17 protein-coding genes are annotated in these 22,270 nt (G+C 33.3%); 4 read left to right on the top strand and 13 right to left on the bottom strand.

Annotation, left to right across the window (positions count from 1 at the left end; translation table 11 throughout):
* Position 1 precedes the first annotated feature (1 nt).
* The 3 genes from gshB to aroC form a co-directional block, all read right to left on the bottom strand.
* Positions 2-1,036 (bottom strand): glutathione synthase, encoded by a 1,035-nt coding sequence (gshB, locus tag CA2559_RS10880; protein WP_083798875.1) that lies wholly within the window; start codon positions 1,034-1,036, stop codon positions 2-4.
* Positions 1,037-1,177: 141 nt separating this feature from the next.
* Positions 1,178-2,623, bottom strand: coding sequence for a dicarboxylate/amino acid:cation symporter (locus tag CA2559_RS10885; protein ID WP_013187942.1), 1,446 nt, complete (start codon positions 2,621-2,623; stop codon positions 1,178-1,180).
* Between the two features lie 21 nt (positions 2,624-2,644).
* Positions 2,645-3,709: a chorismate synthase gene (aroC, locus tag CA2559_RS10890; RefSeq protein ID WP_013187943.1), complete on the bottom strand. Its 1,065-nt coding sequence runs from the start codon at positions 3,707-3,709 to the stop codon at positions 2,645-2,647.
* A 182-nt stretch (positions 3,710-3,891) separates the two neighbouring features.
* Here aroC and CA2559_RS10895 point away from each other — a divergent pair, with 182 nt between their 5' ends.
* A complete protein-coding gene (locus CA2559_RS10895) occupies positions 3,892-4,740 on the top strand; it encodes a UDP-2,3-diacylglucosamine diphosphatase (protein ID WP_013187944.1) in 849 nt (282 codons plus the stop codon).
* A 38-nt stretch (positions 4,741-4,778) separates the two neighbouring features.
* Complete coding sequence (locus CA2559_RS10900) at positions 4,779-5,606, top strand: hypothetical protein (RefSeq protein WP_013187945.1); 828 nt, start codon at positions 4,779-4,781, stop codon at positions 5,604-5,606.
* On the opposite strand, the gene CA2559_RS10905 is transcribed toward CA2559_RS10900, so the two are convergent.
* Entirely contained in the window at positions 5,603-8,506 is a 2,904-nt protein-coding gene (locus CA2559_RS10905) for an FAD-binding and (Fe-S)-binding domain-containing protein (protein ID WP_013187946.1), read from the bottom strand. The genes CA2559_RS10900 and CA2559_RS10905 overlap by 4 nt on opposite strands.
* A 120-nt stretch (positions 8,507-8,626) precedes the next feature.
* Between CA2559_RS10905 and CA2559_RS10910 the strand changes: the two genes are divergently transcribed.
* Entirely contained in the window at positions 8,627-9,127 is a 501-nt protein-coding gene (locus CA2559_RS10910; protein WP_041241207.1) for a hypothetical protein, read from the top strand.
* A 51-nt stretch (positions 9,128-9,178) separates the two neighbouring features.
* Here CA2559_RS10910 and bshA read toward each other — a convergent pair whose 3' ends face one another.
* From bshA to CA2559_RS10955, 9 genes are all read right to left on the bottom strand, one after another.
* Positions 9,179-10,312 (bottom strand): N-acetyl-alpha-D-glucosaminyl L-malate synthase BshA, encoded by a 1,134-nt coding sequence (gene bshA, locus CA2559_RS10915; protein ID WP_013187948.1) that lies wholly within the window; start codon positions 10,310-10,312, stop codon positions 9,179-9,181.
* Between the two features lie 9 nt (positions 10,313-10,321).
* On the bottom strand, positions 10,322-13,237 hold the full coding sequence (locus CA2559_RS10920) for a glycoside hydrolase family 3 N-terminal domain-containing protein (protein WP_013187949.1): 2,916 nt from the start codon (positions 13,235-13,237) through the stop codon (positions 10,322-10,324).
* Positions 13,238-13,436: 199 nt separating this feature from the next.
* Positions 13,437-13,919: a hypothetical protein gene (locus CA2559_RS10925; RefSeq protein WP_013187950.1), complete on the bottom strand. Its 483-nt coding sequence runs from the start codon at positions 13,917-13,919 to the stop codon at positions 13,437-13,439.
* A gap of 6 nt (positions 13,920-13,925) precedes the next feature.
* Positions 13,926-14,714 (bottom strand): (Fe-S)-binding protein, encoded by a 789-nt coding sequence (locus CA2559_RS10930; RefSeq protein WP_013187951.1) that lies wholly within the window; start codon positions 14,712-14,714, stop codon positions 13,926-13,928.
* A gap of 5 nt (positions 14,715-14,719) precedes the next feature.
* On the bottom strand, positions 14,720-15,154 hold the full coding sequence (locus CA2559_RS10935) for an LNS2 domain-containing protein (protein ID WP_013187952.1): 435 nt from the start codon (positions 15,152-15,154) through the stop codon (positions 14,720-14,722).
* A 7-nt stretch (positions 15,155-15,161) separates the two neighbouring features.
* Entirely contained in the window at positions 15,162-15,491 is a 330-nt protein-coding gene (locus CA2559_RS10940; RefSeq protein WP_013187953.1) for a hypothetical protein, read from the bottom strand.
* On the bottom strand, positions 15,491-16,822 hold the full coding sequence (locus CA2559_RS10945; RefSeq protein ID WP_013187954.1) for a (Fe-S)-binding protein: 1,332 nt from the start codon (positions 16,820-16,822) through the stop codon (positions 15,491-15,493). The genes CA2559_RS10940 and CA2559_RS10945 overlap by 1 nt, the downstream gene beginning before the upstream one ends.
* Positions 16,823-16,824: 2 nt before the next feature.
* Positions 16,825-17,775: an MlaD family protein gene (locus CA2559_RS10950; RefSeq protein WP_013187955.1), complete on the bottom strand. Its 951-nt coding sequence runs from the start codon at positions 17,773-17,775 to the stop codon at positions 16,825-16,827.
* Positions 17,776-17,831: 56 nt separating this feature from the next.
* On the bottom strand, positions 17,832-18,944 hold the full coding sequence (locus tag CA2559_RS10955; protein WP_013187956.1) for an N-acetylmuramoyl-L-alanine amidase family protein: 1,113 nt from the start codon (positions 18,942-18,944) through the stop codon (positions 17,832-17,834).
* 174 nt (positions 18,945-19,118) lie between these two features.
* On the opposite strand from CA2559_RS10955, the gene CA2559_RS10965 reads away from it, so the two are divergent.
* Positions 19,119-22,268, top strand: a complete 3,150-nt coding sequence (locus CA2559_RS10965; protein WP_013187958.1) for a putative LPS assembly protein LptD — start codon at positions 19,119-19,121, stop codon at positions 22,266-22,268.
* Positions 22,269-22,270: the final 2 nt, after the last annotated feature.

Here is a 22,270-nt window from a genome sequence, read left to right on the forward strand (position 1 = left end):
GTTATGCTTCGTTTACAGTTTGGCGTAATTTCTTACGACGTTCAAATGCCGTTACACGTTGTTCTACTTTGTCTTCAACAAAATCTATAACCTTTTCCTGTACTTTAGATTTGTATACCTTATTCATATAGGTAATGCCGCCAGGAGACATTACATTTACTTCGACAAGCATGCCATTAATAACATCAATCCCTACAAAGTATAAACCATCTCTCACAAGCGTTGGCCCAATTCTTCGACACAACTCTTTTTCCTGCTTACTTAGTTGATGCTTTTGTACAGAACCACCAGCACTTACATTACTCCTATGATCCTCAGATCCTGGAACACGTTTCATAGCACCAATTGGTTGACCGTTTAGTAATAGTATACGTACATCGCCTTGATCTGCTCCTTCAATATAATCTTGAAGAATTACATAGTTTGTTGTGCCATCTTTATTGTCTATATAAAAATCTAACAACGAGCTTATACTCTTCATTGCACTCTTTTCAATAAGGATAACGCCACTGCCACCAAAACCATTTAATGGCTTAAGAATCATCTTATCTTGTGGGTGTTCTTTAATTATAGTCTTTAAATACTCTTTATTTTTAGTAACGTGCGTATTCGGAATTATCTTATTGTCTTCATCTTCAAAAACAGCTGTATAAAGCTTATTGTTTGCACGACGTATGCCATCTATATCATTCATTATAAAGACATCATCTTTTACAGAGTCTAAGAAATTAAGCATTAGATTATCTAACGGCGGATTACTCCTAAGTATAATAACATCAAACCCTGCAAGCGGTAGCATTTCCTTTTTAAATGTGGCTTTTGAGTGAAATGATTTTAAGTTGCTAGGCACCTTATCCATACGTTTTAAGACATTGCAAAAACCATAGGCTACACTTTCTCTAATGGTAAGGTTTGCTGGTGTTGTCATCACAACGCCGTGACCTCGTTTTGCAAATTCTTGTAACATTGCTAGTGTACTATCATCCTCTGGAGCTTTAATGGTGTCCCAAGGATACATAATGAAACATACGTTCATAATTGGGTTGAGTATTAGTTAAGCTGAAATATAAGAAATAATGAATATTTTCTTAGAAAAGGATTAAAAAGATATTGTTATATATGAAAAAAGCTCAACTATTCTTAAAATAATTGAGCTTTTCACTAATGTTGTTGAGACTTAAGAATCCATATCAAATGTTTCTGAAGCACTTTTAGGTTCTTTATAATGTAACATTCCTTCGCCTTTAGCAATTATAGAAGATACTGTTGCGTCTCCAGTTACATTTACAACTGTTCTAAACATATCCAGAATACGATCTACTGGGAAAATAATAGCTATCCAAGCAGGATTTAACCCAACAGAACCTAACACTATAATTAACATCACTAAACCTGCACTAGGTACAGCAGCAGATCCTATTGATGCTAAAGTTGCTGTAAGTACAATAGTTAATTGTTGTCCTAAAGTAAGATCAATCATATGCAATTGTGCTAAGAATACTACGGCTACTGCTTGGTACAAGCACGTACCATCCATATTAACTGTAGCACCTATAGGTAAGACAAAGCTTGTTACCTTCTTATCTACACCTAAATTTTCTTCAACACATTCCATTGTAACAGGTAATGTTGCAGCACTACTTGATGTAGAAAATGCTAAGGTTTGTGCTGGACTCATAGACTTAAAAAAGCCTTTGTAAGGAATTTGTTTTACAAACAGTTTTAAGATTAATGGATAAATCACAAAAATCATAAGCATTAAGCCTGCGAAAACAGTTAGAGAATACCAGCTTAAGCCTTTAAATATTTCCCATACTTTACCAATATCATCTCCAGCCATCTTACTCACCACACCAGCTAACAAAGCAAATACAAAGAATGGAGCTGCTTGCATTACAAGGTCTACCATTTTTAGGAATACTTCCATAATACTATCAACTAATTTAGTAACTGGAGCAGATTTTTCATTAGGAATAAATAATAAACAGACCCCAAAAAACAGTGCAAAGAAAATTATTTGAAGCATTAAACCATTATCTGTAAGTGCTTTAAAGAAATTCTGCGGAACTAAATCAACCAATGGTTGTAGTGGTCCTGCATCTTTTGTTTTATCTGCAGTTTCCATTTTTTCTGACACTGTAGCATCCTGCAGTTCACTCTTACTTAAATCTGAAATCTTTTGTGCGCGCTCTAAAAAGGCAGGATCTTTAAGATAATTAATGCCATCTTTTATTTCATAACCTTCAGCATCTGCCCAAATTTCATAACTAATACGGTTGTCTATACGGCTTTGCTCATCTACTAAAGCACCTGGCTTAATAATGTTTACCAAAGTTAAACCAAGACCTACTGCTAATATTGTAGTTAAAAGATAGGCACCAAGTGTTTTTCCTCCCATTCTTCCTAAACTTGCAGGATCTCCTATATTGGCTACACCACTAATTATGGAAAATAACACTAAAGGAACAGCAATTAACTTTAGAAGATTTATAAATATGGTTCCGAATGGCGCTATCCAGTTTACCGTAAACTCACTCCAACCAAGTTGGCTAGAAAGTAAAGCCCAGATAATACCTAAAACTAAACCAATAATAATCTTCCAGTGTAATGCTAATTTCTTCATTAATTAATTTTTAAAAATGGGTTACAATGTAGAGACTTTATCTCTCATCCAAAAATCTGCTAAAACTAAAGCTGCCATAGCTTCAACAATAGGAACTGCTCTAGGTACTACACAAGGATCGTGGCGGCCTTTACCTTCCATAGTTACGTTATCGCCTTCTTTATTTATAGTAGGTTGTGATTGCATTATTGTGGCAACTGGTTTAAACGCAACATTAAAATATATATCCATTCCATTGCTTATACCTCCTTGTATGCCACCGCTAAAGTTAGTTTTAGTAGTGTGATCTGGATTAATTTCGTCGTTATGTTGGCTACCTGTCATTGTAGTGCCTTTAAAACCACTGCCATACTCAAAACCTTTTACGGCATTAATAGAAAGCATTGCTTTACCAAGTTCTGCATGTAATTTATCAAAAACAGGTTCTCCTAATCCCATTGGCACATTCTTAATTACACATGTAACTGTACCACCAACGGTATCACCTTGTTTTCGTATATGTTTAATATAGTTTTCCATTTCAACAGCCATTTTAGAATCTGCAACCCTTACAGGATTGTTTTCTATTTCACTAAAATCTACGTCTGTATATGGTTTATCAAGTTTTAATGTTCCTACAGAAGAGGTATACGCTGTAATAGATATTGGTTTAAGTAATTGTTTTGCAATTGCACCTGCTGCAACTCTTGATGCTGTTTCACGTGCAGAACTCCTACCACCACCACGATAATCTCTATGACCATATTTTTGGTCATAAGTAAGGTCTGCGTGAGATGGTCTGTAAGAATCTTTTATATGAGAATAATCTTTAGATTTCTGATTTGAATTTTCAATCATAAAACCTATAGGAGTTCCTGTAGTTTTTCCTTCAAAAATACCGCTTAAAAACTGTACGGTATCTGGTTCTTTACGTTGTGTAACTATCTTAGATTGACCAGGTTTACGCCTATTCATTTCTGTTTCAATGGCATCAAAATCTATAGTTAATCCTGCTGGGCAACCGTCTATAATTCCGCCTATGGCTTTGCCATGAGATTCTCCGAATGTTGTGAGTTTAAATAGTGTTCCGAAGCTATTGCCCGCCATTATTTTGAGTTTTCAACAAATGTAATTTTTTTATTTATAGTTATAAAATCAGCTTAGATAATGTTTCAGTAACATTTACATAAAAAATCAACAGTAATTAATAACATTAAAGCACGCATTCCTTAATCTATTTGGTTATGTGAGGCTCAACTTGCATTGTAAATTTGTAAAAACTTAATTCATTGAGAAAACGCGTTGTAGAACTTGCTGTTATTTCTGATGTACACCTAGGTACATTTGGTTGTCATGCTAAAGAGTTGCTAAACTATCTTAATAGTATTTCACCTAAAACACTTATCCTAAATGGTGATATTATAGACATTTGGCAGTTTAGAAAACGTTACTTCCCTAAATCTCATCTTGCTGTAATACAGAAAATTATAGACCTTTCTACAAAAGGCACCAAGGTAATTTACATTACTGGAAATCACGATGAAATGTTACGCAAGTTTAGTGATATGACTATGGGTAACTTTTCTGTAGTAGATAAATTAGTGATGGATTTAGACGGTAAAAAAGCTTGGTTTTTTCACGGAGATGTGTTTGACGCTTCTATACAAAATGCAAAATGGCTTGCTAAATTAGGCGGTTGGGGCTATGATTTGCTCATCCTAATAAATAGATTTATAAATTGGTTTTTAATTAAACTTGGAAGAGAGAAATTCTCCTTGTCAAAAAAAATTAAAAATAGCGTAAAGAAAGCTGTAAAGTACATTCAGGATTTTGAAGTAACTGCAAGCGATTTAGCGATAGCTAATAATTACAAATATGTTGTTTGTGGGCACATACACCAACCACAAATGATTAGAAAAACCAATAAAGTAGGAACCACACTTTACTTAAACTCTGGTGATTGGATAGAAAACTTATCTGCTTTAGAGTATAATGACAAACGTTGGAATTTACTCCTTTATAATGACTTGAATTTAGAAAACATAAACACCAAGCAACTTATGATTTCTAAAAAAAACTCACTCGAAATTACCCAATTACTTACTGCAATTACAATTGTAAAAAAAGTTGATTATTAAAAGCAATGCCTATCTTTGCAAAAAATTAAGCAATTATAATGGCGTTCAGACTTTTACCCCTTTTTTTAATATTAGCAATTACACTATCTTGTTCTTCAGACAATGGAGACTTAGAAGCTGTTAATCAAGACAATAATGCTAATTACTTTCCATTAGCTGCTAATAATACTTGGACATATAATAATGTACAGGAAGCCGATGGCGAAGACAATATAGAAAGTACAGATGTATTAACAGTAAACTCTACAACTACTATATCTGGAAATTCATACTTTAATTTTTTACAGGATGAAGTTCAAAAAGGTTTTACTACTGCCTTATTTGCAAATGGCGCTGTTAGAAAAGAGAATAATAAACTTATTTATAACGGTACCTTAAATTTTGAATTTGATGGAATAGATCCTATTGAAGTTCCTATTACAGATGCAACTGTTTATAATAAGACTGCTGTTGCAGGTATGCAACTTTACGAACTAAACAATACAGTAACGCAAACCATAATGGATATTCCTGTAACAATTAGTTTTACTATACGTACAGAAGATGCAGGACAATTTGAAAGTTTTAGTGTTGGTTCAGAAGAGTTTACAGATGTTATTGCCTCTAAAGTAATTGTAAATGTTGATATCTCTGCAAGTTTTGATATTTTAGGTACTCCAATTGCAATACCTATTTTAATGTCTCAAGACGTTATAAATGCTACAAACTATTATGCAAGTGATATAGGTTTTGTTTACAGCGATGTTGTTTTTCAATACGAATTAGAGGATTTATCTCAATTTAATATCGAATTACCTATTCCTGAGTCTGCAACTATAAACTCTACTCAGAGTATAACAGATTGGAATGTAGTTTTAGAAGATTAATTTAAAGCTTTAAGTAGTAATTGTACGGGATGAAAAGCATCTCTTGCAGTACCATCTTTAATTTGATGCCTACAACTTGTTCCTGTAGCTGCTATAACAATTTCTTTATTAGCTTTTCGAATTGCAGGAAATAAGGTTTGCTCACCAATTGCCATACTTATATCATAATGCTCCTTTTCATATCCAAATGATCCGGCCATACCACAACAACCACTCGGTATTATTTTAACGTTGTAGTTTACTGGTAAATTAATCATATCAAAGCTATGCTTTTGGTTTGATAGTGCTTTTTGATGGCAGTGCACATGTAATTTCACCTGAACCTCTTCTGAAGTAAATAAATCACTTGTAATTTCTCCATTATCTATTTCATTTGCTAAAAACTCCTCAATAGTATAACAATGTTTAGAAAGATTTTTTGCCTGTTGAAGATTATCTGCTAATCTCAGATACTCATCTCTAAATGATAAAATAGCAGAAGGTTCAATCCCGATAAGTGGTGTCTCTTCTGAAATTAAATCAGAAAATATCGAAATATTTTTGTTGGCTAAAACCTTTGCCTGCTTTAAGAAGCCTTTTGAAATGTATGTTCTACCACTTTCAACATGATCTACAATAACAACATTATACCCTAATTTATTGAGCAATTTATATGTGGCAAGTCCTAACTCGACATCTAGATAATTTGTAAACTCATCTACAAAAAGATAGACAGATTTTTTTTGAGTGCTTTCTTTGGTTGTGGTAATCTGTTTCCTAAACGTTTTATTAGCGATTATTGGAAAACTCCTTTTATCTGAAATTCCTATGAGTGATTTTAATAACCCACTACTCCATTTCGATTTAAATAAATAATTTGATAATCCTGGAAACTTTGATGTATACGAGTTTATAACCGTATTATGAGCAAATAATTTACTTCTCAATGTTGAACCATTAGATTTTTGATATTGATATTCAAATTCTCCTTTTAAAGACGCAACATCCACATTGCTAGGGCATTCACTTTTGCAACCTTTACATGATATACAAAGGTCAAACACCTCTTTAAGTTCTGTATGGTTAAATTTATTTACTTTATTACTTGTCGTTAATATCTCTCTTAAGGTATTTGCTCTTCCTCTCGTTGAATCTTTTTCATCTTTGGTTGCTCTGTAGCTAGGGCACATTGTACCTCCAGAATTTACAGAAGTTCTGCAATCGCCACTACCGTTGCATTTTTCTGCAAGCCTTAAAATACCGCCAGTATCATCAAAATTTAATAAGGTATTAATTTGTAGTTCTTTTCTTTCTGGCACATATCGAAGAGCACTTTCCATAGGTGGCGCATCAATAATTTTTCCCTTATTAAAAATATTTTTTGGATCAAATGTCTCCTTTATTGTTCTAAAGAGATTATAACATTCAGATCCTACCATATATTCTATAAACTCTGCTCGTAATCTGCCATCACCATGTTCACCACTCATTGAGCCATTGTAGGATTTCACCAATTCAGCCACATCAGTAGTTATCGCTTTAAACATATTCACATCTGTTGCTTTCTTTAGATTTAAAATGGGTCTTAAGTGCAACTCACCTGCGCCAGCGTGTGCATAATACACAGCTTGTTGGTCGTAACGCTTCATTAAAGCGGTAAATTTGGTAATGTAATTTGATAAATCTTGAATAGCAACAGCCGTGTCTTCTATACAAGCAACTGCTTTTTTATCACCATTAAGATTACCTAAAAGCCCTAATCCAGCTTTTCGTAATTGCATGGCTTTCTCTATATCTTCTCCTTTTAAAACTGGTTGTGCGTAAGAAAGTCCTGTTTTAGACAACCTATTTAAAAGGCTTATAATCTGTAAATTAAGATCATCTTCGGTATAACTTCTTAATTCTAAAAGCAAGATGGCTTCTGGATCATCTTTTATAAAGAAACGCAACGGTGCATATTTGTGGCTATTCTTGGTACAGTCTAAAATAACACGATCTATCATCTCACACGTAAATAAATTGTGAGCCATACATGGTTCAACAGCTTTAAGACACGTTGATATGTCTTGAAAATGAGCCGCAATTATTGCTGAGTGTTGTGGCGGAATATCATCTAACTTCAACGTGATCTCTGTTGTAAAGGCTAGAGTGCCTTCACTTCCTGCAAGCAGCTTACATATGTTTAACTTTTTAGTAGAATTAGAAAATATCTCTGTATCTATTAAAGCATCTAAAGCATAACCAGTATTACGACGGTGAATTTCTGGTTTAGGAAAGTTTTTAAAAATTAATTCTTGCTGCTTTTCAGATTTTAGAGACTCGTAAATTGTTCTATAAATATCTCCTTCTAAAGTGTCTAATTGAAGTTTTGACTTAAACTCGGTTACAGTCAACTCTTTAAATTCTACCTCACTACCATCAGACAAGATTACTTGCATAGCAACCACTTTGTCTCGAGTTACTCCATATTGAATAGACGTTGTTCCAGAGGAGTTATTTCCTACCATTCCTCCTATCATACATCTGTTAGAAGTTGATGTGTTTGGTCCAAAAAACAAGTTATGTGATGCTAATTCTTTATTAAGATCATCTCTTATAACTCCTGGTTGAACAGTAACTGTTTTATGTTCAGTATTAATATGTAATATTTTAGTAAAATACCTACTAACATCTACAACAATACCACTACCTACGCATTGTCCTGCTAAAGATGTTCCAGCTGTTCTAGGTATAAGTGTCGTATTATGTTTAGTTGCAAATCGTATTAAATACTGTAAGTCTTTAATAGTTTTCGGAAAAGAAACAGCTAGTGGTAACTCTCTATATACTGATGCATCTGTTGCATATAAATTTTTATAAAGTGTACTATCATAAAGTTGCCCTTCTAGATGTTGATTAAGTTCTTGTAGCTGATTCTTCAAATTATATGACAGTTTAGCGGTTATTCAAATTTAAGATTTCCTTGCATTATATTAACATGTAGTTGTGACAGGATGGTCTATAACCTTAATAAATTCGCTTTAACTAAAAAAAAGAACATTATGAAACACATATTTTTAACAACATTCGCTTTAATTGGGTTTGCTTTTGCAACTCAAGCACAAGAGATAAGTAAAAACGCTATCGGTCTTCGATTAGGAGATGGTGATGGTTTTGGAACTGAAGTATCTTACCAACGTGCTGTAGGAAGTAACAATAACAGAATAGAGCTTGACTTAGGTTGGAGAGATAATGAAAATTTTGATGCTATTAGATTAACTGGTCTTTACCATTGGGTATGGAACATAGATGGTGGCTTTAACTGGTATGCTGGTCCAGGTGCTGGTATAGGTAGAGTAGATTTTGATGATGATAGGTTTCCTAGAGATAACCAACCAGATGATGAGACTTATGTATACTTAGCTGGAGATATAGGAATTGAATATAACTTTGATTTCCCTCTATTGTTATCATTAGACTTTAGACCAGAATTTGGTTTTAATGATAATGTTTCTGACGATGTAGATTTTGATATCGGATTAGGTGTTAGATACCAATTCTAATCTTTTAGAATAACGTATTAAAAACTGCTCAACATTTATTGAGCAGTTTTTTTATGCAAAAATGTTATCAATAGCCTTTTGGTATAAGCTTTCGTATTTTGGGACTATTGTATTAATATCAAAAGACTTAGCTACTTTTTTAGCACGTTCCTTAAACTCTTTTAAGGTTTTTTCATCTTTAAAAATCTTAAGTGCATTAGCAGCCATATCATCTATATCACCTACATCACTTAAAAATCCAGATTCGCCATGAATGTTTACTTCTGGTAAACCTCCAGCGTTAGAAGAAATTACCGGAACACCATCGACCATAGCTTCTAAAGCTGCTAAACCAAAGCTTTCTGCCTCAGATGGTAAAAGGAATAAATCTGAAAAACAAAGTATTTTATCTATCTCGTTACTTTGTCCTACAAATATTACGTTGTTAGCAATATCATATTCTTTAATGAGTTGTTCTGCAGCTTCACGTTCAGGACCTTCACCTACTATAATTAACTTGGCTTTAATCGATTGTTGAATTTTGTAAAAAACAGAAACCACATCATTTAATCGTTTTACAGGCCTTAAGTTAGAGATGTGCGTAATTATTTTCTCATCTGCTTCTGCCATTAAATCTCTTTGGCAATCTGTAAATACTTTTTCAGACACATTTGTGTCTATAAAATTATGAACTACATCTATATCCTTAGTCACCTCAAAATGTCTTAACGTGTCTTGTTTTAAACTTTCTGAAACACAAGTAATAACATCACTATTATTAATACTAAATGTAACAGCTGGTTTATAAAAAGGATGATTTCCTACCAACGTTATATCTGTACCATGCAAAGTAGTTACCATTGGTATTGTAATGCCTTCAGACTGCAACATCTTTTTAGCCATATAACCTGCATAAGCGTGTGGTATTGCATAATGTACGTGTAGCAAATCTATACGATGATTTCTTATAACATTTACAAGTTTACTTGAAAGTGCTAGTTCATAAGGTTGATAGTGGAACAACGGATACTCTGGAACATTTACCTCATGAAAATGAACATTAGAGGAAAGTAACTCCAACCTTACCGGTTGTTTATAAGTAATAAAATGTATTTCATGACCGCGTTTAGATAATGCTATCCCTAACTCTGTAGCTACTACGCCGCTACCGCCAAACGTAGGATAACAAACAATTGCAATTTTCATAGGTTGGTTTTAATAGTCTATTGCCTCATAAATAAGACGTTGTAATTTAGTTCTAATATCTTCAGAAATAAGTTTTCTGTTAGACGCAAAAGGATAGGTTCTATTACTTAAAAAGATATAAATTAAATTATTGTCTGGATCTGCCCAAGTATATGTTCCTGTAAAGCCACTATGTCCAAAGCTACTCATTGGCACACAACCACAGGTTGGTCCTACTTCGTCTAACTGTGGTTTGTCAAAACCAACACCACGTCTTACCTTCTTATCTTTATAATAGGTTTTATTAAACTTTTGAATGGTTTCTTCCTTTAAAAATCGTTGACCACCATAGTAACCACCATTTAAATACATCTGCATAATTTTAGCAATATCATTTGCATTACTAAACAATCCTGCGTGACCACCAATACCTCCAAGCATTGCTGCTCCTTGGTCATGAACATAGCCTTGTACAACTTGGCGCCTCCATAGCGTGTCATTTTCAGTAGGAACTATTTGCTCTTTACTAAAAGAATTTAATGGTATATATGTAGTGAAATTAGCTCCCAATGGTTCATAAAAATGATCTTGGGTAATGGTATGTAATGAGTTGCCATAGTAGTCCTCTAAATATTGTTTTAAAATATAATATGGTATGTCGCTATACTTATAAGCAAGCCTACTTCGTAACTCACTATCTGCTATCTCCTTATAGATAGAATCATTATAATCATTACGGATATAAAAATTTTCTGCTACTTGAATATTGAAATTAGAATCTGACTTGTCTCTATAGTATTTAACTGATGCTCTTTTAGTAACAGTATCCATTGTATGCAAATAAAACGGTATCCAAGCTGGTAGTTTTGCATAATGAGAAAGCATTTGCTTTATAGTAATATTTTTCTTGTTGCTTTTACTTAACTGAGGAAGAATATCTTTAAGCTTGGTATTAAGATTAATAGTATTGTTTTCTTCCAACTCCATAACCAATGGCAATGTTGCTAGTATTTTTGTTAGAGATGCCACATCATAAAGAGATGAGTCTGTAACCTTTTGAGTCTTCTCATAAGTATGATACCCAAAATTCTTATTGTACACCACTTTTCCATCTTTGGCTATTAACATTTGAAAACCTGGTGTCATTTCCTTTTCTAAGGTTATATTGATTAAAGAATCCATCTTCTTTAATTTATAAGAATTCATTCCAACACTTTCTGGTAAACCGTAAGATAATCGTTTTAAAGATTTTGTCTCATAGCTTGTACCTACTGGAAAATCTAAACCTACACTTACTGGTAATTTTCCTTTAGCATCTATAGCTCCAAATAACATTTGTGCAGTAACGTTTTGTGCTATCTCACTATTTTGATACGCCATTACAATACCTTCTATATTGGTATTGGTTTTAAGATCTAACATTGCATATGGTCTTGCAAATACATTTAAGATTGTGGTATTGTTTCTTGCAATTTCATATAACCAGACGGTTTCCTTATCTGTAAAATTGTAGCTTTTCCAAGGACTATCATTGCTTTTATGTAATCCTACAATAACATAATTGTAGTTTTTTAGTTTTTCTAATAGCTCATCAAGGTGATTTGCTGTTACATGATCTACAGTAGTATATTTATTTAATTGGTTTAAAAATGCAGAACCATCATCATCACCTAAACTCACGTATGCTATCTTCTTTTTATTAATACGCTTAATAGGTAAAATTGCCTTATTATTTTTTACAACTGTAACTGCATTTTCCATTAAGCGTTGGTAAAGCACATCGTTAGATATGGTATTTAAATCTTCATATAAGAAGGTTTCATTTACCGGCTCGTAATCATTTAATCCTACTTTATATTTAGCAGATAATATTTTTTTAACTGAATGTTCTAAACGTTTCTCTGAAATAAGTTCTTCATAATACGCCTCTTTCAACTTTCCTATTGCAACAGGAATATCTTCAGAAATTAACAGAATATCATTACCCGCTAAAAAGGCTGCTAAATCTGCATCTCCAGGTTCTTTACTGTTTGCCAAGCCTTTCATTTCCAAAGCATCTGTAAATATTAATCCTTTAAACTGAAGCTTTTCCTTAAGCAAATCTGTTACAATAGTTTTTGAAATTGAAGAAGGATAATTAGATCTTGTCTCCAGTGCTGGAACATTTAAATGTGCTACCATGATGCTAGAAACACCTTCGGTAATTATCCTTTTGTAAGGATATAACTCTACACTATCCAATCGTTTAATATCAAAATCTATAGTTGGTAGTGTTTTGTGTGAATCTGTTTCTGTGTCACCATGACCTGGAAAGTGCTTTGCGCTAGATAAAACTCCAGCACTATGCATACCATTCATAAATGCAATTGCTTTCTCTGTAACATTTACCTTGTCCTCACCAAAAGATCTATTTCCTATAATAGGATTATTGGGATTGGTATTAATATCTACAACAGGACCAAAATTCATGTGCATACCAATGCGCTTAACGTGTTGGCCTATTTGTTTTCCTGTTAACTCTACAAGTTTATTGTCTTTAATTGCTCCTAATGTCATATTCCAAGGAAATGCATAAGTAGAATCTAAACGCATTGCTAGGCCCCATTCTGCATCCATTGCCATGAGTAATGGTATTTTAGCTTGGTCTTGAAGTTGGTTATTTAACTTAGCTTGTCGTATTGGTCCTCCTTTAGAGAATATAATTCCGCCAACGTGGTACTTAGCCACAAGAGAATCTAATTCCTTTTTATGTGCAGCACCTTGGTTTGAGAATGCTCGAGGCATAAACAACTGACCAATTTTTTGATCAAGGTTCATAGTGTTATAAACACTATCTACCCATTGTTTTTGTGCTCTCGCATCTTTAGCAGCTAATGGATTGTTTTGTTGAGCAGATACTGTTGTATATATAAGGAAAACTGCACATGCAGTAAGGAAACGCGTCATAAATAATTGGTGAAAAATTCAACTTTAAAGATACAAGAATTAGACCGTTTATTATAAAATCTTAAGAATGTATCTGTAAGTTATTAAACATTATAATTTTACAAATAGTATAGTTTATCATACAATAAAGCCATTTAACTTAAGGAGCTAAATGGCTTAAAAAATTAGAAATCTTATTGTGTTACTAAATATAGTTTTATTAGAAAAACCTTGAATGCCAGGACTCAATTGCTGGCACTTCCCAATGGTCTTCATACTCACCTTTATTTACAACTAAGTTATTAAAGACTATCGTATTAGCTGATACTCCTTTATTTTTTGCTAGTTTTTTAAAATCAATAAGAGACTTATATGTAATGTACTCTCCTTGTTTAAAGGAAACATTCATTTTATCCATAAGGTCTATATCGTAATCTTTTTCCAGCTGCATTATAAAATGTACAGAAGCATCAATTGAACAACCTGTGGCTGCATTGCGCTCTTGATCTAAAGCAATTACAATAAAACGTTTGTACTTAATCTCGAAACCAGCATTTAGATTTGCACCATGAGCAGTCCACTCTTGAATAAACTTAGAAAGCTTAGTTTCAATTTCTGAAACTTCATCTTCGGTTAATGTTCTATTGGCTTGATAAATCCAGATTCTTGAATCGTCTGGAAGTGTATTAAAATCTACTAACATAAGTATTTATAAATCATCTGCATTTGCAATCATCTCGGCAACATCCATCACTTCTATTTCGCCTTCAGCTTCACTTTTCACACCATCTGTCATCATAGTATTACAAAATGGACAACCAGCAGCAATAACATCTGGTTTAACCTCCATAGCTTGTTGTGTACGCTCTATGTTTACATCTTTATTTCCGGGTTCTGGCTCTTTAAACATTTGGCCTCCACCAGCTCCACAACATAAACCGTTTTTCTTGCACTTACGCATTTCAACAAGTTCTACTTCTAGTTTTCTAAGTAAATCTCTTGGTGCTTCATATACGTTATTTGCTCTTCCTAAATAACAAGGGTCGTGAAATGTTATACGCTTTCCTTTAAACTTACCACCTTCAACTTTAAGGCGTCCTTCTTCCATTAGTGATTTAAGGAATGTGGTGTGGTGCATTACCTCGTAATTTCCACCTAAAGACGGATATTCGTTTTTAATGGTATTAAAACAGTGAGGACAAGCTGTTACAACTTTCTTTATTTCATAAGCATTTAGAACTTCTATATTAGTTACAGCCTGCATCTGAAATAAAAACTCATTTCCTGCACGTTTTGCGGGATCTCCAGTACAGCTTTCTTCTGTACCTAAGACAGCAAAATCTACATTTGCACGATTTAATAATTTTACAAATGCTTTTGTTATTTTTTTGGCACGGTCGTCAAAACTTCCTGCGCAACCAACCCAGAATAAAACCTCTGGTTGTTTGCCTTCTGCCATATATTCTGCCATTGTTGGCACCTTTAGTGTTTCAGACATAATTGTTATTCTTGAAAAACTTGAATTTTAACTTCTTTCTCTACAAGGTCTGTAAATTTACCTTTGTAACGTGTGGCTTTCACCAAATGGTTATCTACCCAATGGTAATTACCACCTCTTGGTTTACCCATTAATAAACTATGGAATTTAAAGCCATGTTTGTTTAACCAGGTTTCTGTAACTTCTCTATGCTCTTCTGTTCTAGAAGTAAAGAAACATATCATATGGCCTTGGTCATACCATTTATTTAACGTTGCTAATGCATCTGGAAAAGGTTCACAAGTTGCCATGCGTTCTGGCTCCTCATTAGGAACATCTTCTGTAATGGTGCCGTCTATATCTATAAGATAATTCTTAACACCTTTTGGTAGCACTGGACTTACCTTTTCTCCGGCTTCTACTTTATCGTGTAATAATTTTTCTACGTCCTTCTTTTTCATTGTTCTATTACTCTTTTAGTTCGTCAAAAGCCTCTCGTGGCATTCTTAAATATATTGCCAGTAAATGATCGCCTTTTTTTCGGTATTTAGGCTGAAATCTTGACTGGTATGTAATCTCTAAGCTTTGTTGTTTTAATGCTTCTAATTGATTTTCTGAACAATAATCACAAAATACCTTTTTAACGCTTAATGAATCTACCTGTAATTGGTCATTAACATATAGATTAGTATATACTTTTACTTGTATTGAATCTTTTTGATATCCAAGCTGTGCGTATCCTCCAACTGTAATTAGAGAGAAAAGAACACATAACGATATGTTCTTAATAAATGGCATTAACTTTCGTTTGTCCAATTTAAACGGTCCATTTGGTTATAAGGCCAAGGCGCACCGTTATTCTCTATATTTGTCATAGCATTGTTAAGCTCATTTGGTGCTGCACTTTGCTCCATTACCAAATAGCGTCTCATATCCATAATAATACTTAATGGGTCTATTCCTATAGGGCAAGCTTCTACGCAAGCATTACAGGTAGTGCATGCCCAAAGTTCTTCACGCAAGATGTAATCGTCTAAAAGTTGTTTACCATCATCTTCAAACGTTCCATTTTTATTTATGTTTTCTCCAACCTCTTCAAGACGGTCTCTTGTATCCATCATAATTTTACGAGGAGATAATTTTTTTCCTGTTTGGTTTGCAGGACATTCTGATGTACAACGCCCACATTCTGTACACGTGTAGCTATTGAGTAACTGTACCCAATTTAAATCTGAAACATCACTGGCTCCAAATTTTTCTGGTACGTCATCTTCTGCGCCTTCTGCTGGAGCAGCAAATGGATCTGCATCTGGATCCATCATTAACTTTACCTCATTTGTTACAGCTTCTAAATTATTAAACTCACCTTTTGGTGTAAGCTTAGCGAAATAAGTATTTGGGAAAGCCAATAATATGTGTAAATGCTTAGAGTAGTATAAATAGTTCAAGAAAATTAAGATCCCTACAATGTGCAACCACCAAGCTGTTCTTTCAATTATAATTAGAGTACTTGTTGAAAGCCCATCAAAAATTGGAAGTAAAAATTGACTTATAGGAAAGGTTCCTGCTTGTGCATAATGATCTGCACCATTTAGTTGTAATTGTAAATCTGCACCATTCATTATTAAGAACAATGCCATTAATACCATTTCAAAATAAAGAATATTATTGGCATCATTTTTAGGCCAGCTTGTCATTTCTCTAGCCCAGAAGCGTTTTATTCTTGAAATGTTACGTCTTGTCCAAAATATAATAACACCTACAAGTACTAAAAATGCTAAAACCTCGAACGTAGCGATTAACACATCATAAGCGCCTCCTAAATAAGGTGCAAAAATACGGTGAGTACCAAATAGACCATCTATAATAATTTCAAGAACTTCGATATTAATTATTATAAATCCTAGATATACAATAATATGGAGAAAACCAGAGATAGGTCTTCTTACCATTTTAGATTGTCCCAAAGCTAAAAGAGCCATTGTTTTAAAACGTTCGCCTTTTTGATCTGTTCTATCTACTTTCTTTCCAAGTTTGATATTACGAATCATTCTACGCACGTTTCTAGCAAAGAAACCTATGCCTGCAATTAAAATAATACCAAATAATATTTGAGCTAAGATTTGCATAATTATTTAAGAGAGTCTTTTGGTGGTTTATAGTCTTTATTACGTTTACCAAATACTGAGATATGTACGTAACGTTTAGGATTTAACTTAACATCTTGTAAAAGTTGTTCAAGTTGTTTTGTAGCACGATCTAAGTTATCATATACCTTAGGGTCGTTTAATAATTTACCAACTGTACCATCTGTACTGTTTGCTTTGGCTGCGACATTTTTAAGGTCTGCTGCTATCTCTTCAAAATCGTTTACTATGCCTGCAAGGTTAACTTCGGCTAGTGAGTCTGAGAACGAATTAAAATTATAAGACATTTCATCTAGGTTGGTAAATGTTCTGTCTAGCTTAGGTTTATTATCTGTTAATATACCATTTAAAGTTCCAGATGTATTTTCTAAAGATGCCATTGTGCGGTCTAAGCTGGCAAAAGAGTTTCTTAAATTTTGACGCGTATTTGGATCTAAAATCTCATTAAATCCATTTACTAAAGAATCTACACTTACAATAACGTTCTCTATTTTTTTCTGAAGTGGTGTTAGCCTATCATTAACTAATTCTAACAAACCTTCTTCTATCTCACTATTTAGGGTATCTCCATCTTTAGCCATTTGTCCTTGCTCATACGTAGGTACAATTGCAAGAGACTTACCTCCTATTATACCACCACCATAAATACGAGCAATACTGTTTTTTGAAAACTCAAAATCATTTTCAACAGTAAATGTAATTGCTAAGTTACCTCGAGAATCTATAATTTGAATATCTGTAACCTTACCTACTTGTAAACCGTTTATAGTTACTTTAGAAGACCTTGCCAGACCTTCAACATCATCATAAACAGCATAAAATGTTCGGCTACCATCCAATAGGTTATTTCCTTTTAAGAAATAATACCCAAATATAAGCAGTGCTATAGCTGAAAGAACTAATACTGCTGTCTTAACTTCTCTAGTAATTTTCAAGGATATATAATACTTTAGTGAACAACAAATGTAGCGATTAATATAGGAACGTAAAGTTAATTAACCTTAGATTTTAAAGCTTCATTTACGTTGATTTTTTTTTCGCCCTTAAAGGCTACAACGTATGCCTGCTCATAACCTACAATTTTAGCCTGTTTTACAAGCTCTTGTATTTTTAGATAGTCTGATGTCTTTCCGAAGTAATATTTGTAAAGACCATTTTCCTGATTTCTAGTAATTTGATTAAGCCCTTTAAAGTCATGTTTGTCTGGGTTTAACTTTTTGGAACTTGCAGCAATCTGGACTTTAAAAACGATATCTCCATACACTTCTTCTTTAGTTTGAGATACTGTTTTTGGAGTATTTATTTGGTCTGACACACCTCCAAAAACATCTAAATTTAAAGTTCTTTTATATTCATTTATAGCATTTGCTATAGCAGTTGCTACTTTTTCTTGTCCTTTGGCACTGTTTAAAAAAGCACCTTCTTCTGTATTTGTAATAAAGCCTGTTTCAATTAACACACTTGGCATATAGGTTTTTCTTAAAACTAAGAAACCTGCTTGTTTTACGCCTCTACTTTTTCTCTTAAGCTTATCTCTAAATTGAGATTCTACATTATCTGCCAACAAAATACTTTGATCTAAATATTCTTCTTGCATTAAAGTTAAGCCAATATAGGATTCTGGAGATTTAGGATCAAAACCATCATAGGTCACCTCATAATCTTCCTCTAAATAAATTACAGAGTTCTCTGCCATTGCTACAGCCAAGTTATCATCATTTCTATGCAGTCCTAAAACGTATGTTTCTGTTCCATAGGCCTGAGAGTTATGAGCATTACAATGTATAGACACAAACAAATCTGCCTTTGCTGAGTTTGCTATCTTGGCTCTACCATCTAGTGTTACAAATTTATCTGACTCACGAGTATAGATAATCTCAACATTTTTATCATCTTTCAACTTATTACCTACTAACTTGGTAATAATTAAAGCTATTGTCTTTTCCTTAAGATGATTTTTTAATTTTCCAGGATCTTTACCTCCATGACCAGCATCTAAAACAACCACAAATTTATTGCTTTGTTTTTGTGCATTTAAACTATTAGAAGTTCCTAAAAGTCCTATTATTAGAATTAATATTGAATAATATTTAAGGTGTCTCATAATTTGATAACGCATAGCTCGTTAGTATTGGTATAAATTACATTTAGAATAAAGATTTGTACTCTAAAAATTATATGTAATTTTGAAGCTTCAAAAAGTAAGCCACTTTTTACAAAAATAGCATATATAGCCTTGCAAACAAACGTACGACACATACTTTCATTATGCGCCTTCATGCTGTTTTCTGCATACGTTTGCCAATCTCAAATAACTGACAAAGAGCTCCTTAAAAGCATTAAAACTCAACGTGATAGTATAGCAAAACGACGAGACAGTATTTTTAATGCAAAATATGGCTCTAAAAATACTACAGCTAAAGCCGTTAAAGTACGTAGCGCATCTAATAATGACAGCCTTACCATAAAAAATGACAGCTTAAAATTTTCTGAATTAAGAAAACTAAACGATTCTATTACTGCTAACTCTAACAAAAAGCGACTTGACAGTTTAAAAATCTCTTCAGAAAAACTAGATGTCTTGAAAGATACAGTAGATAGTCTTTCCCCTAGATTGACTGATTCTATTAAACCTAAGACGCAATCTCAATCTACAGGAGATTCATTAAAAGATGCCACAAACAAAAACGGATCTAATAAAATTGGAGAGAAAGTTAATACTCCTGAGATTATTGAGCAACCAGAAGTTATTTTAACCGAGCCAACACCTACAAATGAAGATGATACGTTAACCAGATCACCTTCTACAGAACCAATACAACTTGAAAATAACTCCAACAGGCAACTTACTATTGATGGTGATAGTATTTCTAGACCATTAGGACAATTACCATTAACAGAAAATGATTCAACAGCTAATGATAGTACCAAAACTGTAGGATTACTAACAGATTTGGTTACCTATAAGGCTAAAGATTACATGCGTTTATCTCAACGTGAAAACAAAATGTATTTGTATGATGAAGCAGAAGTGTTTTATGGAGATATGCAAATTACAGCAGGTCTTATAGTTATAGACAATGAAAAAAATGAGGTGTATGCATATGGTATAAAAGATAGTGTTGGTGAGTATTCTCAAAAACCTGTTTTTACTCAAGGTCAAAATGTAGTTGAGCCAGATTCAATTCGATTTAATACTAAAACTGAAAAAGCATTAGTTTATAATTCTAGAACAGAAGAAGGAAGCTTTAAAGTTAAAGGAGAAGTTACTAAGCGAGAAAATGACTCTGTATACTATATTAAAAACGTAAGGTTCACCACTTCTGAAGATATAGATAACCCAGATTACTATTTTTATGCAAGACGTATAAAATTTGTACCAGAAAAGAAAATTGTTACAGGTCTTGTAAATATGGTTATTGTAGATGTTCCTACACCATTAGGCTTACCTTTTGGGTATTTTCCTTTAACAGAAGACAGAACCTCTGGTTTTATAATTCCGTCTTATGGAGAAGATAACCAACGTGGGTTTTCTCTTCAAAATGGAGGTTATTACTTTGCAATTAATGATTATATAGACTTAACCACTACTGGTAGTTATTTCACCAACGGTAGTTATACTTTACAATTTCAGTCTACCTATAATGTGCGTTACAAGTACAGAGGAAACTTTAGTTATAGGTCTGAAAAGCTCTTAAATAGTGAACGTGGTTTTCCAGATTTTTCTGAAGCCAATAATTACAATATACAATGGAGCCATAACCAAGATGCTAAGGCAAATCCATCATCACAGTTTAGAGCATCTGTAAACTTGGGTAGTAGCAGGTTCTTTCAGCAATCTATAAATCAACAAAATATTGGTAGTAACTTAGTAAATAACTTAAGTTCTTCTGTTTCTTATTCAAAAGTATTTACTGGAGATCCAGAAGTTAATGTTACAGTTGCAGCAACACACAATCAAAACACAGGTACACAAGAAGTAAATATGACACTACCTACCTTGCAAGCTGGTGTCTCACGTATTTACCCATTTAAACCTAAAGATGGCTCTAGTAAAGGTGCTATCGAAAATATTAACTTTAGCTATAACTTAAGAGGAGAAAATAGGTACACTACTACCGAAGATGATTTTTTTACAAGTGAGATGTTTAAAAATGGGGTGTATGGAGCACAACATACTATACCAGTTACCACTAACTTTAAGCTTCTTAATTACCTTAGTGTTTCTGCAGGATCAAACTTTCAAGAAAATTGGGTGTTCAGAACATTTGATCGATCATACGATAATGAAAATAGAGAAGTTGTTGTAGATACTATTAATGGTTTCGATTCTTATAGAACGTATAATTTTAATACCAGTATAGGTACATCTGTGTATGGAACTTTTAATTTTGGTAAAGACAAAAAGGTACAAGCCATACGCCACGTTATAAGACCTTCTATAAGCTATAACATTAACCCTGGTTTTTCACAGTACTTCGATGAATATGTAATTGAAGGTTTAGATGAAGAAGATGAAGATGAAACAGTAAGGTATACACGCTTTCAGGGTTCATTATTTGGCGCACCTACAGAAAACTTTTCTAGCTCAATTGGCTTAAGTCTTAACAATGTATTAGAGGCCAAAGTAAGAAATCCCGATTCTACTAAAACTGAAGCTAAAAAAGTTACACTCTTAAACAACCTAAATTTTAGAACATCTTATAATTTATCGGCAGATAGTTTAAGGCTTGCTCCTATTAGTGTTACTGGTAGTATTCCTTTAATGGACAATAAGCTTACAATTAATTTTAATGGAGCTTTAGATCCTTACGCCTTAGATAATAACAACAGAAGAGTTGATACTTGGAATATCGAAAACGGCGGAAGTCTTTTTAGGTTAACAAATGGTAATGTTAGTTTTAACTATAGTTTTTCTAGCGATCAATTTAGTGGAGATGGCAGAGATACAGACCGGCAAGACAACCAAACCCTAAGAAATGGTGGTAGACCAGATGACCTGTTTGGAAAACCTATATCTGATAATGGCGATATTTATGACGAAGATGACGAGGAAGACACTGTAAAAGAAAACACCACTGAAAAATTTAATTATAAAATACCTTGGAATCTTAGGCTTGCCTATACCCTAACCTATGCAAACTCTGCTAGGCAAAATGAAATTAGTAGTCAATCTATTTCTATATCAAGTGATTTAGAGTTATCTCCAAAATGGAAAGTTGGTGGCTCTACCTCATTTAATGTACAAGACCAGACTTTTGTGGCCACAAGTTTTAGATTTCAAAGGGATTTAGGTAGTTTTAGAATGTCTTTTAACTGGCAACCATTTAGAGCAAATGCACCTTGGAATTTCTTTATTGGTATTAAATCTAACATACTACAGGATTTAAAATACGAGCAACGTAGACGTCCTGACCAAAACTTATAATT

The organism is Croceibacter atlanticus HTCC2559 (genome assembly GCF_000196315.1).
GTDB lineage: Bacteria > Bacteroidota > Bacteroidia > Flavobacteriales > Flavobacteriaceae > Croceibacter > Croceibacter atlanticus.

Excerpts from the sequence above, each read along its gene's own strand:
- gshB (WP_083798875.1), bottom strand. The coding sequence starts at position 1,036 with ATGAACGTATGTTTCATTATGTATCCTTGGGACACCATTAAAGCTCCA.
- CA2559_RS10885 (WP_013187942.1), bottom strand. The coding sequence starts at position 2,623 with ATGAAGAAATTAGCATTACACTGGAAGATTATTATTGGTTTAGTTTTA.
- aroC (WP_013187943.1), bottom strand. The coding sequence starts at position 3,709 with ATGGCGGGCAATAGCTTCGGAACACTATTTAAACTCACAACATTCGGA.
- CA2559_RS10900 (WP_013187945.1), top strand. The coding sequence starts at position 4,779 with ATGGCGTTCAGACTTTTACCCCTTTTTTTAATATTAGCAATTACACTA.
- CA2559_RS10910 (WP_041241207.1), top strand. The coding sequence starts at position 8,627 with ATGAAACACATATTTTTAACAACATTCGCTTTAATTGGGTTTGCTTTT.
- bshA (WP_013187948.1), bottom strand. The coding sequence starts at position 10,312 with ATGAAAATTGCAATTGTTTGTTATCCTACGTTTGGCGGTAGCGGCGTA.
- CA2559_RS10920 (WP_013187949.1), bottom strand. The coding sequence starts at position 13,237 with ATGACGCGTTTCCTTACTGCATGTGCAGTTTTCCTTATATATACAACA.
- CA2559_RS10925 (WP_013187950.1), bottom strand. The coding sequence starts at position 13,919 with ATGTTAGTAGATTTTAATACACTTCCAGACGATTCAAGAATCTGGATT.
- CA2559_RS10930 (WP_013187951.1), bottom strand. The coding sequence starts at position 14,714 with ATGTCTGAAACACTAAAGGTGCCAACAATGGCAGAATATATGGCAGAA.
- CA2559_RS10935 (WP_013187952.1), bottom strand. The coding sequence starts at position 15,154 with ATGAAAAAGAAGGACGTAGAAAAATTATTACACGATAAAGTAGAAGCC.
- CA2559_RS10940 (WP_013187953.1), bottom strand. The coding sequence starts at position 15,491 with ATGCCATTTATTAAGAACATATCGTTATGTGTTCTTTTCTCTCTAATT.
- CA2559_RS10945 (WP_013187954.1), bottom strand. The coding sequence starts at position 16,822 with ATGCAAATCTTAGCTCAAATATTATTTGGTATTATTTTAATTGCAGGC.
- CA2559_RS10955 (WP_013187956.1), bottom strand. The coding sequence starts at position 18,944 with ATGAGACACCTTAAATATTATTCAATATTAATTCTAATAATAGGACTT.
- CA2559_RS10965 (WP_013187958.1), top strand. The coding sequence starts at position 19,119 with ATGCTGTTTTCTGCATACGTTTGCCAATCTCAAATAACTGACAAAGAG.